This window comes from Alteromonas sp. 4NH20-0104, from assembly GCF_057547795.1.
In genome coordinates this window covers 1-16,277 of the sequence record NZ_BAAJLP010000027.1, presented here as the reverse complement: position 1 = coordinate 16,277, position 16,277 = coordinate 1, and the positions used below count along the sequence as shown (strand labels likewise).

The 16,277-nt window shown below is 50.5% G+C and carries 10 protein-coding genes; 3 read left to right on the top strand and 7 right to left on the bottom strand.

Translation table 11 applies throughout. The annotated features are described in order from the left end of the window. Window positions 1-52: 52 nt before the first annotated feature. The 4 genes from AC27IB_RS17465 to rapA form a co-directional block, all read right to left on the bottom strand. A complete protein-coding gene (locus tag AC27IB_RS17465; RefSeq protein ID WP_296043902.1) occupies window positions 53-376 on the bottom strand; it encodes a hypothetical protein in 324 nt (107 codons plus the stop codon). Between the two features lie 244 nt (window positions 377-620). Further along, window positions 621-1,463, bottom strand: a complete 843-nt coding sequence (locus tag AC27IB_RS17460; RefSeq protein WP_487122543.1) for a hypothetical protein — start codon at window positions 1,461-1,463, stop codon at window positions 621-623. Between the two features lie 61 nt (window positions 1,464-1,524). Continuing rightward, window positions 1,525-2,235: a bifunctional tRNA pseudouridine(32) synthase/23S rRNA pseudouridine(746) synthase RluA gene (gene rluA / locus AC27IB_RS17455; RefSeq protein ID WP_296043898.1), complete on the bottom strand. Its 711-nt coding sequence runs from the start codon at window positions 2,233-2,235 to the stop codon at window positions 1,525-1,527. Window positions 2,236-2,250: 15 nt separating this feature from the next. Continuing rightward, complete coding sequence (rapA, locus tag AC27IB_RS17450) at window positions 2,251-5,073, bottom strand: RNA polymerase-associated protein RapA (protein ID WP_296043896.1); 2,823 nt, start codon at window positions 5,071-5,073, stop codon at window positions 2,251-2,253. A 295-nt stretch (window positions 5,074-5,368) separates the two neighbouring features. On the opposite strand from rapA, the gene AC27IB_RS17445 reads away from it, so the two are divergent. After that, a complete protein-coding gene (locus AC27IB_RS17445) occupies window positions 5,369-6,766 on the top strand; it encodes a PhoH family protein (RefSeq protein WP_296043894.1) in 1,398 nt (465 codons plus the stop codon). A 136-nt stretch (window positions 6,767-6,902) separates the two neighbouring features. On the opposite strand, the gene AC27IB_RS17440 is transcribed toward AC27IB_RS17445, so the two are convergent. From AC27IB_RS17440 to AC27IB_RS17430, 3 genes are all read right to left on the bottom strand, one after another. After that, on the bottom strand, window positions 6,903-7,877 hold the full coding sequence (locus AC27IB_RS17440) for a hypothetical protein (RefSeq protein WP_487122540.1): 975 nt from the start codon (window positions 7,875-7,877) through the stop codon (window positions 6,903-6,905). A gap of 50 nt (window positions 7,878-7,927) precedes the next feature. Beyond that, on the bottom strand, window positions 7,928-9,325 hold the full coding sequence (gene cysG / locus AC27IB_RS17435) for a siroheme synthase CysG (RefSeq protein ID WP_296043891.1): 1,398 nt from the start codon (window positions 9,323-9,325) through the stop codon (window positions 7,928-7,930). 90 nt (window positions 9,326-9,415) lie between these two features. After that, window positions 9,416-11,170, bottom strand: coding sequence for a DEAD/DEAH box helicase (locus AC27IB_RS17430; RefSeq protein WP_487122538.1), 1,755 nt, complete (start codon window positions 11,168-11,170; stop codon window positions 9,416-9,418). Window positions 11,171-11,329: 159 nt separating this feature from the next. Here AC27IB_RS17430 and prsT point away from each other — a divergent pair, with 159 nt between their 5' ends. Together prsT and AC27IB_RS17420 are read left to right on the top strand one after the other, a co-directional pair. Continuing rightward, on the top strand, window positions 11,330-14,104 hold the full coding sequence (gene prsT / locus AC27IB_RS17425; RefSeq protein WP_487122536.1) for an XrtA/PEP-CTERM system TPR-repeat protein PrsT: 2,775 nt from the start codon (window positions 11,330-11,332) through the stop codon (window positions 14,102-14,104). 172 nt (window positions 14,105-14,276) lie between these two features. Further along, window positions 14,277-15,803: a S10 family peptidase gene (locus AC27IB_RS17420; protein ID WP_487122534.1), complete on the top strand. Its 1,527-nt coding sequence runs from the start codon at window positions 14,277-14,279 to the stop codon at window positions 15,801-15,803. The last annotated feature ends 474 nt before the right edge of the window (window positions 15,804-16,277 follow it).

The following is a 16,277-nucleotide window of genomic DNA, read 5'->3' as shown; positions in this document are numbered from 1 at the left end:
CCATGGCTGCAAGTAAAAGTCTGACTCAAAAGGTGGGCGAGGAGCGTTGTGATTAAGGGCGGATGCCAATACAGTCCATGGGAAAGACGGACTCGCCTTTAAGATATGCCACGCAGTGAGTTAACTCTTCACGCAAAATTTCGTCGTCGTTGAGCTGATCTTCGCGCCAGTAATGTATTTGGTGCAATAAGTGCCAAAACACGCGTTCTTTGTGCGTGCTGGGTTCTAAATCGTCGCTACGATAAAGCGACCACTCTTCCAGTGTATCCCAGAAGAAATAATTGAGTTCCTGATAATTCAGGGTGCCCTGCCAGAAAGCGCATAAATAAAAACACAGCTGACGGGATTTTTCCTCAATGAATTGACTGATACTCACGCTGGCAACCCGGTTTAAAAACTTAAACGAAGTATAGTCCAAATTTCTAAAGTCACCGTTAGAAATGCAAAAATGCGATGAGTAACCGCACACCCCTGTATAACTCCGTATACCATACAGGCTGTGGGCTGTATGAGAATTAACGGTCTCAATTCCCGGCGTTTCAGAGAAGAATTAACCTTCACATGTAAAACTATTGAGAGTTCAGCGTTTTTCGATTGCCACTATGCCGTCAGACACGTTGTTACCAGCCAAGATAGCGCAACCAGCTGTATATTTCGGTGCTTAACCAGGCACTGCCGGGGCGGGGTAAACGGTCGCCTGCACCGCCATAACTTTGCTGTGCTGTAAACGAGCGTTGACGATAAAGCTGTTTCAGGCTCGCTGCAACAGCCGTTCGACGCTGTTCAACGGTGGCTGACTGCCACTGGCTTAACGAGGGAATACTGATATCCAGCACCGGGTAACTGCTTTGCGCCAGCATGTCGGCGAGGGCGTTATTCTGGCTTCTGGCTGGCCAGAATGCGCCAACGCTTACCAGCGTATCAGGCGCACTGAGGAAACCGTTATGGATGGCATCGAGCAACACAGCTGAGGTCATGCCCTCGGCAACCAGAAAGGTGTAGCCTTTAAACTGGTTAGCCCGGGTATAGGCAGCGTTAGTCAATCCGATTATCTGCAGCCGGTAGGCGTCATAATCTACCGGTGCGGTCAGCAGGTTGGCAACAGGTTTGTCGCTGGTTATGGTGGCGGGCTGGGTAGCCTCCGCCTGAGTAAAGTCAGTGGGAATAAGCAAGGTGCGCCAGCCTTTTTCGCCGAGACTGTCTGCCAGTACCAGTCCGGTATCCAGATTGAGCGACTGCGACTGAAGTGACACCAGTATAATGGCGGTCCCCCGCACCAATGGCACACTTGGCTGAATTTCCAGAGCCGGAATTTGCTGGTCGGCCACCGCCAGGCTTAGCAAATCATCGTCATGAAAGTAATGGGTTAAGTCATCCAGCGTCAGTGCATACCCCTTGCCGGGTATACTCAGTAGTAAACTAATGACAATAAACCACCTGAAGCGGTGAATGCTGCGACTCATGACTAAAATACGCGGACCGAATAAACATTAATAATAGGTTATCGGCGGCGATTGGTAAAAATTAAGCCGCTGGCTGGTCTTCTGTGAAAGGGGCGGGCGTATATTGACCGAAAGGTAATGGTGCACTGAACTGCAGGCGTTGTTCCGTAGCCGGATGGCTAAAGGCCAGGGTTTCTGCATGCAATTGGAGCCGCGAGGCACTGGCGATGACCGCCGGTGAGCCATACAAACGGTCGCCCAAAATCGGGTGGCCAAGTGCGAGCATATGCACTCGCAACTGATGTGAGCGACCTGTCACCGGGGTCAGGGCAACCATTGCTTCGGTAGCGCAGTACTGTACTACCTCGTAGTGTGTTAGCGCTGGTTTACCGGTCTCGTGATCGACTTTCTGCTTGGGCCGGTTCGGCCAGTCACAAATTAAGGGTAAATTAACCGAGCCGGCTGATTGCGCCGGAACACCATCTACTCTTGCATAGTAGCGCTTAGCGGTCTGGCGCAGTTCAAACTGGCGTGACAAGATGCGGTGACTGTCTTTATGCTGAGCAACAACCATTACCCCCGAAGTCGCCATATCCAGCCGGTGGACGATCCTGGCGTGAGGATAAACGCGCTGGATGCGAGCAATCAGCGAGTCCCTGTGCTCCGGCGCTTTGCCCGGCACGCTCAGCAGTCCGCTGGGCTTGTTGACTACCATCACATCGTCATCGTGATACAGCAGGCTTAAATAGGGCGATTGTGGCGGACGGTAAACAAACTCCGGATTAGCACTCATAGCAATTCGCTGACCTTAAGGGTTATTGACCAGTACCCGCACTGCGTCGAGCTGAACATCGCTTTCCCGCAGTACTTTGGTCAGTGCCTCCATTTGAATTTCGATAAACTCGATTTCGCTGTCACGAATGGCCGGATTCTGCTGTTGCAAATCTTTCATGCGCTGGACTTCGCCGCCTAATGTTGACTGCATGGCGGCCATTGCTTCACTTAACACATGGTTTGCCTGCTGGTGAGCAATATCGCGGGCATGTTGCAGATGTTGTTGTAACTGCGGGGTTAAAGCCTGCACCAGCTGGGTTGCTACTTTGCGGCCCAGCGGTCGGTGTGCGGTCGTATCAAGGTCTGACAACTGGCTCTTGGCATCCAGGCATAAGCGGATTGGCGTGGGCGGCAGGAAGCGCTCTAATTGCAGTGCAGCCGGCGCCTTTGCCGACAGTACAAACAAGGTTTCCAGATAGTAAGCCCCTTTCGGCTGACTGGTATCGGCAACAAAGCCTACGCTGCTTTTACCGTAAATGTCGGTCATTACCATTTCCATGGCATGATGAACAAGCGGGTGATCCCAGGTGAGGAAGTGGACGTTTTCCAGTGTGGTTGCGGTGCGGCGACGATAGGTGACGGTCATGCCTTCCGGATCCAGGCCCGGCAGGTGGCCAATCATCGACTCAGTAGGGCGCAGAATAAAGCAATCCTGCCCCTTTTCTTCCTGCTGAATACCAATGGCATCAAACAGACGGCCGGCAAATTTAGGTAATTCACTGGCACTGTCCTGCGCCACTATTTGCTCAAGCAGTGTATCTACCCGGCCTACCCCGGCCGCATTTAATTCCAGCAGCTTATCGCGTCCGGCATCCAGTTTTGCTTTAAGCTCACTGTTAAGTTGCTGACTTTGCGCTACTAGCTCCTGCTGCAGTTCGGTATCGAATGGCGTGAGACAGTTCATGACCAGGGTTTCTTCAACCGTATCGAAGACTTTACCACCGGTAGGACAGGTTTGTTCAAAGGCATTTAAGCCCTCGTGATACCATTTAAGCAACACAGACTGGGCCGACTCCTCAATAACCGGCACGTGGATTTGAATATCCTGGGTCTGGCCGATACGGTCAAGTCGACCAATACGTTGCTCCAGTAAATCTGGCGTAAGGGGTAAGTCAAATAACACCAGGTGGTGGGCGAACTGAAAGTTTCTTCCTTCACTGCCAATTTCACTACACAGCAATATTTGCGCGCCGTTTTCCGGGTCGGCAAAGTAGTGGGCGGCTTTATCCCGCTCAACAATGCTCATGCCCTCATGAAATACCGCCTGACGGATACCCGTGCGAACGCGGATCACTTCGGCCAGTTGTTGCGCCGTGGCGGCACTGGCACAAATTAGCAAAATCTTCTCTGGCTTAATCTCTCCCAGCAAAGATAGTAGCCAGTCTACCCGTGGATCCGAGTCGAGCCATAAATCAACCAAAGCAGGTTGCCGTTCAGGATAGAGTGCCTCCGTTAATGACGTGATCTCGTCATTGTCGTAGAGCTCAGGTTTGGCCAGCGGATAGGCATGCAAATGGCGCGACGGAAACCCTTCAATCGCGGCACGACGGTTGCGGAACAACAATCGCCCGGTACCGTGACAATCGATGAGCTGATGCAAAATGGCATCGCGGTTTTCTGCGCTGTTAAAATCATCAAATTGCGCCATAATTTCCGGCGCCAGTGCGTTCAGCTGTGCGATTTGTTGTGAACTTAACGCATCGCCTTCAATCAGCGGTGCCACGGCTTCTGCCAGTTGAGTATACTGAGACTCTTCTTTAAGGAAGGCGGCGTAATCATAAAAACGCGCGGGATCCAGTAAGCGTAAGCGCGCAAAGTGACTTTCATGGCCCAGCTGGTCTGGCGTGGCGGTAAGCAGCAACACACCCGGTGTTGCTTCGGCCAGCTTTTCAATGGTCTGGTATTCCAATGACGGTTCCTGCGCAGACCAGGCCAGGTGATGAGCTTCATCCACTACCAGTAAATCCCAGGAAGTTTCCTGAATTTGTTGCTGGCGTTTGGGATTAGACGTTAACCAGTTAAGTCCGCACAGGATCAACTGGTCGTTATCAAAAGGGTTGTCGCTTTCATCTTCCAGTGCCACGCAGCGGCTTTCATCGTAAATGGCAAACGCCAGGTTCACGCGACGTAGCATCTCAACTAACCATTGGTGCAGCAATGTATCAGGGACCACGATAAGCACCCGCGATGCGCGCCCGGTGAGGATTTGCTGGTGGATAATCAACGCCGCTTCAATGGTTTTACCCAATCCGACCTCATCGGCCAGTAATACCCGCGGTGCATAGCGGCGGCCCACTTCAGAAGCAATATGTAACTGATGAGGAATAAGCTCGATACGTGCGCCCACCAGACCTATGGTGTCAGACTTAGCATGCGCATGTTCATTGGTTAACGAGCCGTGGCGTAAATCAAACCATTTGGGATGGTCGAACTGATAATTGAATAAACGCTTCTCGGGCTGATTCAAACGAATGTGATGGTCGAGATTAGGCTCGGCCAGGGTGGCTGCCTGCTTGGTATCTTCACGCACGCCGTGATAAATCAACACACCCTGTTGTTCGGTGATTGACTCAACACACAAACTCCAGCCTTCCTGGGATTTCACCAGATCACCTTCTACAAAGGTAAGACGGGTGAGGGGCGCATCGGCTTTGGTATAAATGCGGCTTTCTTCGGTGGCCGGGTACAAAACCTCGATGGAGCGAAAATCCACGCGAATAATCGCGCCCAGTCCAAGTTCTGTTTCGGTATTACTCAGCCAGCGCTGGCCAATGGCAAATTGTGTGTCGGTACTCATATTCAACTACTCCGCGATAACCGGGGGGCGTATTGTACTGATCCCCACCTTAGCTGTCTTGCTCAATATAGCAATCAGTCACGATCTTGTCGTACTGGGTGAGCACATAAGCCGGTGTGAAAAATTAATTTGCAGAAAATAGCCAAAAAACGTGAATAGTTTTAAAAACTGGATTATGGTGGAGTAGATGGTCGATGTGATGCGGAGTGTCAGTCGGCTTGTTACTCCGTGTACATCGGCTCGTTATAGCACGTCGACAATTAGACGAGCTTGGTCATGTTCATTGGAGTAACGGATGCCAAGAAATAGCAATGCAGACACCAGAATATATGTCCTAGATACCAATATCCTGCTACACGAACCCCTCGCTTTCCTCTCTTTCAAAGAAAATGATGTAGTAGTGCCCATGACGGTACTGGAAGAGCTGGATTATATAAAAGACAGTAAGAAAGACGTAGCCCGCGATGCCAGGGTATGCATACGTGCCATGGAAGATTTATTACGTGATGCGACGCCCGAAGACATGCTGGCTGGCGTGCCACTTAGTGGATTCGGCGCCGGTGATAACCGACCGACCGGGACGTTATCGATTTATGCTGATTTAAATATGACCGAGTCACAGCAAATTTTTGCCAGTGACGAAAATGACAATCGTATCATTAATGTTGCATTGCATTTGCAAACAATGTTCGCTTCGCAGGAAGTGGTGCTGGTGACTAAAGACATTAATATGCGCCTCAAAGCCAAAGGGGCCGGGCTTGCTCACGTTGAGGATTATCGTACCGACCAGCTGATTTCAGACATCAAATACCTGACACGCGGATACCATCAGTTTGAAGGGGATTTCTGGCAACGGGTGAAATCGGTAGACAGTCGCTCAGAAGGGCGCGATACCATTCATACTGTGCCGCGTTCGTTATTGCCCGAAGCTTATATCAACGAGTTCTTACTCGACGAAAGCAATCAGTTTGCCGGTCTGGTAGAGTCTATGGACAGCGACCAGATGGAAATCCTCGACCTGGGGTATGAACGTCTGATGTCCCGTCATGCCTGGGGTATTAACCCAAAAAATATTGGTCAGGCGATGGCGCTGCATTCCTTACTCGACCCGCATATCGATCTGGTAATCCTCACTGGTCCGGCGGGTAGTGGTAAAACCCTGCTGGCCCTGGCCGCGGCGCTGGAGATGGTGGTAGAGCGGAACATGTACGATAAGATTATCGTGACCCGTAATACCCCGGAAATTGCCGAATCCATTGGTTTTTTACCCGGTACCGAAGAAGAGAAAATGGCGCCCTGGCTGGCGGCTATTACCGACTCGCTGGAAGTGCTGCACAAACACGATGAAAACACCAAGGGCTCCATGAGTTATATCATGGAAAAAGCCAACATTCAGTTTAAGTCGGTTAACTTTATGCGGGGGCGAAGCATTCAGAACTCCATCGTTATTCTGGATGAGTCACAGAACCTTACTGCATCTCAGTTAAAAACCATTATTACCCGCTGTGGTGAAGGGACTAAGCTGATTTGCAGTGGTAACCTCGCGCAGATAGACAGTAACTATTTGTCGGCAGTTACCTCGGGCTTAACCTACCTGGTGGAGAAGTTTAAAGACTTCTCTGGCAGCGCTACGATTAACCTCGATGGCGTGGTGCGCTCCCGTCTGGCAGATTTTGCCGAACACCATCTGTAAATGCGGCTGCCATAACGGAATGAAACCTGTAACTGAGATGGTTTCATTCCTATTTGCTATTGCGTTTTCTACCCACACAATCATCCCGGTTTCGCTTTGCAAAACCGGGAAAGACTCTTTCCGGTAAATCTCCAACCTATTGCTGCCGCGCCACTGCCGGCGGAATGACTTCCAGTGTGTACTGCTTAGAAGCAATGGCTTGTTTGGTGGACTGGCTGACTTCACCCAGTGTCATCTGGGCCGGTCCGGTTGGGTCGAGTAAAATAAACGGCATGCCGTCTATCATCATGGTGGTGTCTTTAGTCAGCGGTGTCATGGCAATGGCTAGTAGTGCATGATTGCGCAACAACACCAGGCGCATGGAGTTATTCGGCAAAAACGCTCTTATCAAAGAAGCAGTAAGTACCGACTTACTATCGCAGTCACCGAGGTTTTGATTGAGCACGGCCAGCGGCGGGGAAAAGCCTGATCCATTACTCGATACGCGGTTGGTCAGTTCATCGTAGGGAATGGTTTGTGCCCAGCTAAGCAGTAAATTAAGGTAAGAGCGCGCATTGGATTGCTCATCAACAATATCATACAGCGACTGGGCTAACGGGATCAGCGGCAGCGTGCTTTCTTCAATGTAGCGTATATGGTTGGGTTTGATTGCTTTCTGTAACAGCGGCGTTTTGTAATGCTGAAAATAACGCTCGGTCAGGTAGTTATCGAGGGCGGTTTCCTGAGTTTCCTTTAATTCAGTCGTCAGCTCATCAAGGCGCTTTTCATCTTTACCGCTTAAGCTGAATTCCAGCGAATCATGGCGGTTAATCAGCTTAAAACGAGCCTCTCGGGGATCAATATCCCGCGCAGCTTTGAGTAACTCTACCTCGACTGCCCTGAGTGCCAGTTTAGGGTTGTAGTTAACCTGCTGAACAGGCAACTGCCGGCTGCTGTCATCCGGCAATAAAAAAGAAATTTTACGGGGGTTATTGTCGTGATCGAGCCAGGCAAAAGTGTAATGCGTGCCTGCTGCTTCCGCCGTTCGTCGGTAAGCGGTTTGCTCTGCAAACGCAATATTGATTACACAGCACAGCAAATAACAGCAACAGGTGAGGCTAAAACGTTTCATTGGCAACGACTTAACGGAGATATCCGTTAAGTGTAGCGCAATTTCTCAGCTTAAACAGACTGACCAGGTTCAAACCAGTTGAGCTGCTTTTGCAGGCTTACAACACCGCCCACAATAATTAAAGCCGGTGGTTTGATTTCCCCCAACTGAGGATGATTCGGCATATCGGCCAGTGTGCCCGTGATGACCTTTTGCTGCTGGGTAGTCGCCGATTGCACCAGTGCAATGGGAGTAGATGGCGCCAGGCCATGTTTGATTAACTGTTCACAAATAATCGGCAGGCCGGTGAGCCCCATGTAAAAAACGGCGGTTTGATTAGGCTGTGCCAGAGAAGGCCAGTTTAAATCGATGCTATTGTTTTTTAAATGGCCGGTGGCAAATACCACCGACTGAGCGTGATCGCGGTGCGTAAGCGGTATTCCTGCATAACTCCCTGCACCAGCGGCTGCGGTAATGCCTGGTACCACCTGGAAGGAAATGCCTTCTTCTATCAGGCGCTGGATTTCTTCACCGCCACGACCAAAGATAAAAGGGTCGCCGCCTTTTAAGCGCACAACCCGGTTACCTTCTTTGGCATATTTTACCAATAGCTGATTGATGTCGTCCTGGGGGACGGTATGAATGCTTTTTGCTTTGCCCACATAGACTTTTTCAGCGTCGCGACGGACCAGTTCCAGAATTTGCGGCGACACCAGACGGTCGTAAACCACCACATCCGCTTTTTGCATCAGGCGTAAAGCGCGAAAGGTCAGTAAGTCCGGATCGCCCGGGCCGGCGCCAACTAAATAGACCTGGCCTTCTGTTTGTTTATTCTCGGCGGCAGCGGCCAGCGCCGACTCAAACTTTTCTACTGCTTTATCGTTATTACCCTGGGTGACTTCCTCTGCGATGTCACCATCGAGCACGGACTCCCAGAAATAACGACGGGCGGTAACCGATGCCAGTGTTGATTTTACCTTGTTACGGAAGCGTTCCGAAAATGCCCCCAGTTTGCTCACATTCGCCGGGATCAACGACTCCAGTTTCTGGCGCATATAACGCAGTAATACTGGCGCATGACCACCACTGCTCATGGCAATAACAATCGGGGAACGATCAATAATAGACGGCGTAATAAAGCCACAAAGAGGAGTGTTATCCACGACATTAACCAGCAAGCCCCGGGCTGTGGCTTCAGCATGGATTTCAGCATTCAGGGCTTCGTCGCTGGTAGCCACAAAGACGACTCTTACATTGTCGAGATCGGAACTGGTAAATGGACGTTGATGCAGGGTGACTTGTGAAGCGCCCGCTAAATGCTTAACGGTGCCACAGACATCAGGGGCTACTACAGTAACCTGTGCTTCGCTTTTTAACAGGAGTTCGAGTTTGCGGGCAGCCACTTCACCTGCCCCCACTATCAGGCAGGGCAGGCTCTGTGTATCAATAAATAACGGGAAGTAGCGCATATCAAACTCTCAATGTATCCAATTGCAGCTAGTGTGCCCCGATATTCATATTGTTTAAACGAATAAAAAAGAATTTTTTAGACGTTATTGTTATTTGCCGCGAGGTTTACCTTTACCTGCGCCAGGGCCTTTGCCCTTACCTTTCGCTGGTGGTTTATCTGACCATTCACGAAGCGCCAGTCGCTGGCCTGCAACCCGTGTACCCTGAAGGGTTTGACGTGTTTCTGCAGGCATTGCTTCTGGTAAGTCTACGGTACTGAAATTATCGTAAATTTCGATAGCACCAATATGCTTACTGTCGATATTCGCTTCATTGGCGATAGCACCCACAATGTTGCCCGGCTTAACGCCATGAACATGACCAACCTCAATGCGGAAGCGTTGCTTACCTTCATCAGGACGGCGGCTATCACGCGGTGATTTACGACGTGCATCACGGCCTTTGCCGTTATCACGATCGCGGCGGTTTGCTCCATCGAAATCGCGTTCACGGCGCGGCTTGCTATGCAGGTCCGGACGATCAGACTCTTTTAACAATAACGGCTCATCACCCTGGGCAATTTTCACCAGCGCTGCCAGTAACACTTCTGGGCTGGCTTCAATTTCTTCGCGCAGCATGTCCACTATCGGCATCAGGTTTTCAAGACTGTCGTCTTTGGTGGCCTCGGAAATGCTTTGTTTAAAATTACTCAGGCGTGTTTCGTTTAATTCCGTGATCGATGGAATTGGCATTGCTTCAATGGTCTGGCGGGTGGCCTTCTCAATGGATTGCAGCATGCGCTTTTCGCGATGAGAGATAAACAGGATTGCGTCGCCGGTACGTCCTGCACGACCTGTACGGCCAATACGGTGGACGTAACTTTCCGTATCGTAAGGCACGTCGAAGTTAATAACATGGCTAACACGCTCAACGTCCAGACCACGGGCAACCACGTCGGTAGCTACCAGAATATCAATTTTACCCTGTTTCAGGCGGTCAACGGTGCGCTCCCGTGCATTCTGGGGAATGTCACCATTTAACGGCTCAACATCATAGCCTCTGGCTGCCAGTTTTTCTGATAACTCCAGCGTGGCAGTTTTGGTACGCACGAAAATAATCACCCCGTCAAAAGGCTCAACTTCCATGATGCGGGTAAGCGCTTCAAGTTTGTGGTGCCCGGCTACCTGACAGTAACGTTGACGGATAGTACTCGCCGTACTGACCTTTGACGCAATTTTGACATGCTTGGGATTTTTTAAATAACGTTCAGTTATCTTCTTGATCGGCCCCGGCATGGTAGCAGAGAACAGCGCGGTCTGACGCTCTGCCGGTGCATGGCTTAGAATAAGTTCTACGTCATCGATAAAACCCATACGTAACATTTCGTCGGCTTCGTCAAGGACCAGGAATTTGAGCTGATCGAGTTTCAGTGTGCCACGTTTAATGTGATCGATTACCCGCCCTGGGGTTCCAACAATTACCTGAACGCCGCGCTTTAACTGACGGATTTGATTATCGTAAGACTGACCACCGTAGACTGGCAGTACCCGAATTTTTTTAGAGAAACTGGCGTAAGCCTGGAAGGCTTCGGCAACCTGAATTGCAAGCTCGCGGGTTGGTGCCAATACCAGTAACTGCGGATAATTGGCTTCGACATCTAGGTTGGCCAGCATTGGCAGAGCAAATGCTGCCGTTTTACCGGTACCGGTTTGTGCCTGACCTAACAGATCGTGTCCGTCCAGTAATAACGGAATACTTTCCGCCTGAATTGGCGACGGTTTCTCGTAGCCAACTTTCTCTAAGGCTTGTAAGATAGGCTGCGGAAGATTAAGGTCTGTGAAGGTCAGTTCGACATTTGTGGTCATTAAATTACGGATCCTGAATAACTCGGATGGGGCATAGCAGAAAGCCAGCTGATTATTAAAACACTATTATAGGCCAATAGTAGTGTGGATACCACGTCTGATTGGTATTAGTGCTGTAACAATATGGAAAGTCTGAGAATCAATTGCAAGGTAAGCTTTATGAAAAGAAAGTCGTTTAATCGTAATGCCGTGTTGGGCGCTGTACTGCTGGGTATTGCCAGTCTCTCACTGATCGGCTGTGGTCAGAAAACCAGTGAAGAACACATGCTCGCAGCGCGCCAGTTTGTTGAAGCAAAAGACAGTCAGTCGGCCATTATCGAGTATAAGAGCGCCATTCAAAAAGATCCCAAGGATCCAGACGCACGGTTTGAACTTGGCCAGCTCTATCTCCAACAAAAAGACTTTGCGGCCGCCGAAAAAGAACTCAACCGGGCATTGGACCTCGGTTATGAAGTGAGCGAAGTTTTGCCACTAATCACCCGGGCCTATCAGGAAACTAACTCGGAAGTTGCGTTGTCTGAAATCAACCACAATGTCGACGGTTTAACCCCGGTAAAACGGGCCGAAGTAACTTACTACAAGCTTGAAGCCCTGCTGCGACTGGAAAAGAACAAAGAAGCCAGAGTCCTGCTGGAAGATATTGCAAAAATAGATACATCGAGTGTGTACAAAGGGCTATCTCTGGCACTGGGTAAGGTGCTGGATGAAGATTATGAAGGCTCATTACAGGCCATCAATACCCTGCATCAGCAGGCGCCAATGAATAAAGACGTGTTGATGCAACAAGCACGTTTGAATATGTATCTGAGAAATCTCGATGCCGCGGTAACAGCCTACGATGCGTATCTGGATGTGGCGCCGGATGACACTGAAACCAAATTTATCCTGACCGCCATCCTAATGGATGCCAAGCGCTTTGAAGACGCCAGTCCATTGGTTGATGAACTGCTGGGAAAAAGCGCTAACCACCCCTTACTGAATCAGTTTAAAGGCGTTATTGAAGTTCGAAATGATAATTTCAGCGCAGCTCTCAAGCACCTTGAAACCGCCATTCAAAATGGCCGCAACGATCCTTTAGCCCGGCTGTTAGCCGGATTCAGTGCTTATCAGTTAAACGATTACGCGGCCACCACCCGCCACCTGTCGATGATTGCCTCAGATTTACCGCCCTCACATGCGGCACTTCGAATGCTGGCAAACAGTTTACTGCAACAGGGGAAAAGCGAGGAAGCCACCGATATTCTGTCCAGAGTAGACGGTGAAGCCGATAACGATGCGATGTTGTTTTCAAAAGCCGGTTATCAGTTACTGCAAAGCGGTAATGTGGTGGATGCCAGAGCGATGATTGAAAAGTCGGTGCCGATAGCCACCACGGCTGAAGATTTAACCCGCATCGGCGTACTCCAGCTGTCGATGAATGATGCCGAAGGCCTGGTAAACCTGGAAGCCGCGGTAGAACGTGCGCCGGAACTGACGGTCGGGCAACAGACCCTGGCTAACGCCTACATTACCACCCGTCAGTTCGACAAAGCATTGGAAGTTGCTGAAAACTGGCAAAAAGCCGAACCTCAGAATGCCGGCCCCTGGCTGGTAAAGGGGCAGGTTTATATTGCTCAACAAAACTTCGAAGCCGCTGAAGCCGCTATTGCCAAAGCCGAGGCGCTGGACAATAAGAGCCTTAAAGCAAAAGTACAGCGGGTGTCACTTGCCATGTTGCAGGAACAACCTCAGCAGGCACTGGAGGCAATCAAAGAGGCGCTTAACATCGATGCCACCGATCAGGCATCACTGGCGCTGCTGTACATAGTGCAAAAGCAAATGGGTAAAGCCAACGAAGCGGTTAATTACCTGCAGGAAGTTGTTGCCCGTCACCCGGATGCCGCGGTGCCAAAAATCTTGCTGGCCAGAGTGTACCTGGCTGAAAAGAGAATCGATGACGGCATTAAGCTAATCCAGCAGGTAGCGGTTAATGAAGATACCCCGAGTTTATTTTGGGATACCAAAGGGCGATTGTTGCTGGCCGGTTCTCGGATCAACGAGGCGAAAGCGCATTACGATACCTGGCTGACCGAACAGCCAAATCACAAAACTGCTGTGCTTGGCTTGGCGATGATCCTGGATTTGCAAAGCCGCTTCCAGGCAGGCGTAGAGTTGATGAGTGGTTTTCTGGAAAAGCGCCCCGACCGTCAGATTGAAATCGTTAAGGCGCATTTCCATGCCATGTTGAGGCAAATTCCACAAACGGAAGCCATCCTCAGTCAGCTGTCGGAGCAGGAGCAGTCGCTGCCTTATGTCAGAGGCATCAGAGCGCGCTTACAACTTTACCGGGATAACCCGACTGGCGCTATCCCTAACGCGTTAGCCGCTTATGAGGCAATACCCAACACCCGTAACTTGCTGTTGGCCATGGCCGCACACGAAATGGCTGGTCAGTCTGATGAGGCTTTTGCGCTGGTCACTGCGTTCAGAGAAAACAATCCGAACAATACTCAGGCCATGCTGTTGTATGCAGAGCGCCTGATACAACGCGATCGCGGTAAAGCCGTCGAAGTGTATCGCCAGCTTGCTGAAAAGCAGCCGGAAAATGCCATTGCCTTAAATAATCTGGCCTATCTTGAACATCAGGAAGGAATGCTGGATGAAGCCGAAGAGCATGCCCGGCAAGCACTTGCGGTAGTACCAAAGGCACCGGAAATTGCCGATACCCTGGCCCAGGTGTTAATCGATAAAGGTGAAACCGAAGAGGCCAAAGGGATCTACGACAGTGTGATGTCGGAAGCGGTACGTAGCGAGGAGATTTACCTTAACTACGTTGAGTTACTGCTGAAGATGGATTTAAAACCGTTGGCAAAGCGTCGTCTGGCCGATCGTATGTTTGAATCTGCCGATGCCAAAGCCCGGGTTACACAGCTCGAAACGCAATACAACCTTTAACTGCCTGCGGTGATACGGGAATTAGCTCGTATCACCCTCCCCATTCTCTTTTTGTTTTAGCCTGCAACTGCCAGATGTCGCTGGTTTACAGCAGTCAGGCTTTGTAGTATTCAAACTCACGCGCGTTTTGTGCCATTATGATAAGCGTGACGACAATAAAAAGAGAGCGCTAATGACACTATTTAAATCATTTCTCCTGCTGACCGTGGGGGTTACATTACTTGCATCCAGGCCAGGTCTGGCCGAAGACTACGGCCGTACTATCGAGCCCGACAGCACCGTGGTCACTGCGCACAAAACCACGATTAACGGTGACCGGTTAAATTACACCGCCACGACTGGTACCCAGCCGGTCTGGAATGATGCAGGCGATGCCGTTGCTACCTTGCATTACACCTATTACAAACGCAGTGATATCAAAGACGACAGCACGCGCCCGCTGGTCATCAGCTTTAATGGCGGGCCTGGCTCCGCGTCGGTATGGATGCATATTGCTTATACCGGACCGGTTATCCTGAATATCGATGACGAGGGTTACCCGTTACAGCCTTATGGCGTAAAAACCAATCCTTACTCTATTCTGGATGTGGCCGACATTGTGTATGTTAATCCGGTCAACACAGGCTACAGCCGGGTATTAAAAAACGAAGAGGGTGAACTACCGTCGAAAGACGCGCAAAAAGACATGTTCTTTGGTGTAAATGCCGATGTGAAATATCTGGCAGAATGGCTGAATACCTTTGTTACCCGCAATAACCGCTGGCGTTCGCCTAAGTACCTGATTGGCGAAAGCTACGGAACCACCCGGGTTTCAGGGCTCGCTCTGGCGTTGCAAAACAGTCAGTGGATGTATCTCAATGGCGTTATTCTGGTATCGCCAACAGACCTGGGGATCAAGCGCGACGGGCCGGTAGAGGTAGCCAACCGGTTACCTTATTTCGCCGCGACCGCCTGGCACCATAAATTGCTGGCGCCGGAGTACCAGAATATGGCGCTGGAGGAATTCCTGCCTCAGGTTGAAGCCTTTGCGCTGAACGAGTTACTGCCAGCAGTGGCCCGTGGCGGCTTTATCAGCGACGCCGAAAAACAAAAGATCGTAAAACAGGTAGCCGCTTACTCGGGGTTATCGGAACAAGCCGTTGCGCAGAATAATCTGGATGTCAGTACCTGGTATTACTGGAAAGAACTGCTCCGGGAAGAAGGGAAGACCGTAGGCCGGCTGGATAGCCGATACCTAGGCATTGATGGTAAAGATAGCGGTAGTCGCCCGGATTACAACGCCGAGTTAACCTCCTGGCTGCATTCATTCACGCCAGCGCTGAATTACTATCTGCGAGAAGTCCTTAATTATAAAACCGATATAAAATACAACATGTTCGGGCCGGTTCATCCCTGGGATCGCAGTAACGATAAAACTGGCGAAAACCTGCGCCTGGCCATGGCGGCTAACCCCTATCTGAATGTGATGATCCAGTCAGGCTACTATGACGGTGCAACGAACTACTTTGATGCCAAATACACTCTGTGGCAACTGGATGCCAGCGGTAAAATGAAAGATCGCCTGAGTTTTAAAGGTTACCGCAGCGGCCACATGATGTATTTGCGTCACGAGGACCTGGAGTCGGCTAACAACGATATTCGCGACTTCATCAAAGCCTCACTGCCGGGTAAAAATGAAGCGGCTAAATACCCACGTTAGGTGGGTTTTAACACTTCAACTTAACAGTTGCCAAGCCATCATCGTTATATCGGTCAACACCTCAACGTCATACCGGCCTTAAGCCGGTATCCATTATTCCGTCTTCCCGGAAAGCACGCAGTGCTTATCCGGGATCGCCTGAACAGGCTGGCTCAGCCAAGATAGCTTTTACTCCGTCATCCCGGAAAGCACGAAGTGCTTATCCGGGATCGCCTGAACAGGCTGGCTCAGCCAAGATAGCTTTTACTCCGTCATCCCGGAAAGCACGCAGTGATTACCCGGGATCTCCTGAACAGGCTGGCTCAGGCAAGATAGCTTTTACTCCGTCATCCCGGAAAGCACGCAGTGATTATCCGGGATCGCCTGAACAGGCTGGCTCAGCCAAGATAGCTTTTACTCCGTCATCCCGGAAAGCACGCAGTGATTATCCGGGATCTCCTGAACAGGCTGGCTCAGCCAAGATAGCTTTTACTC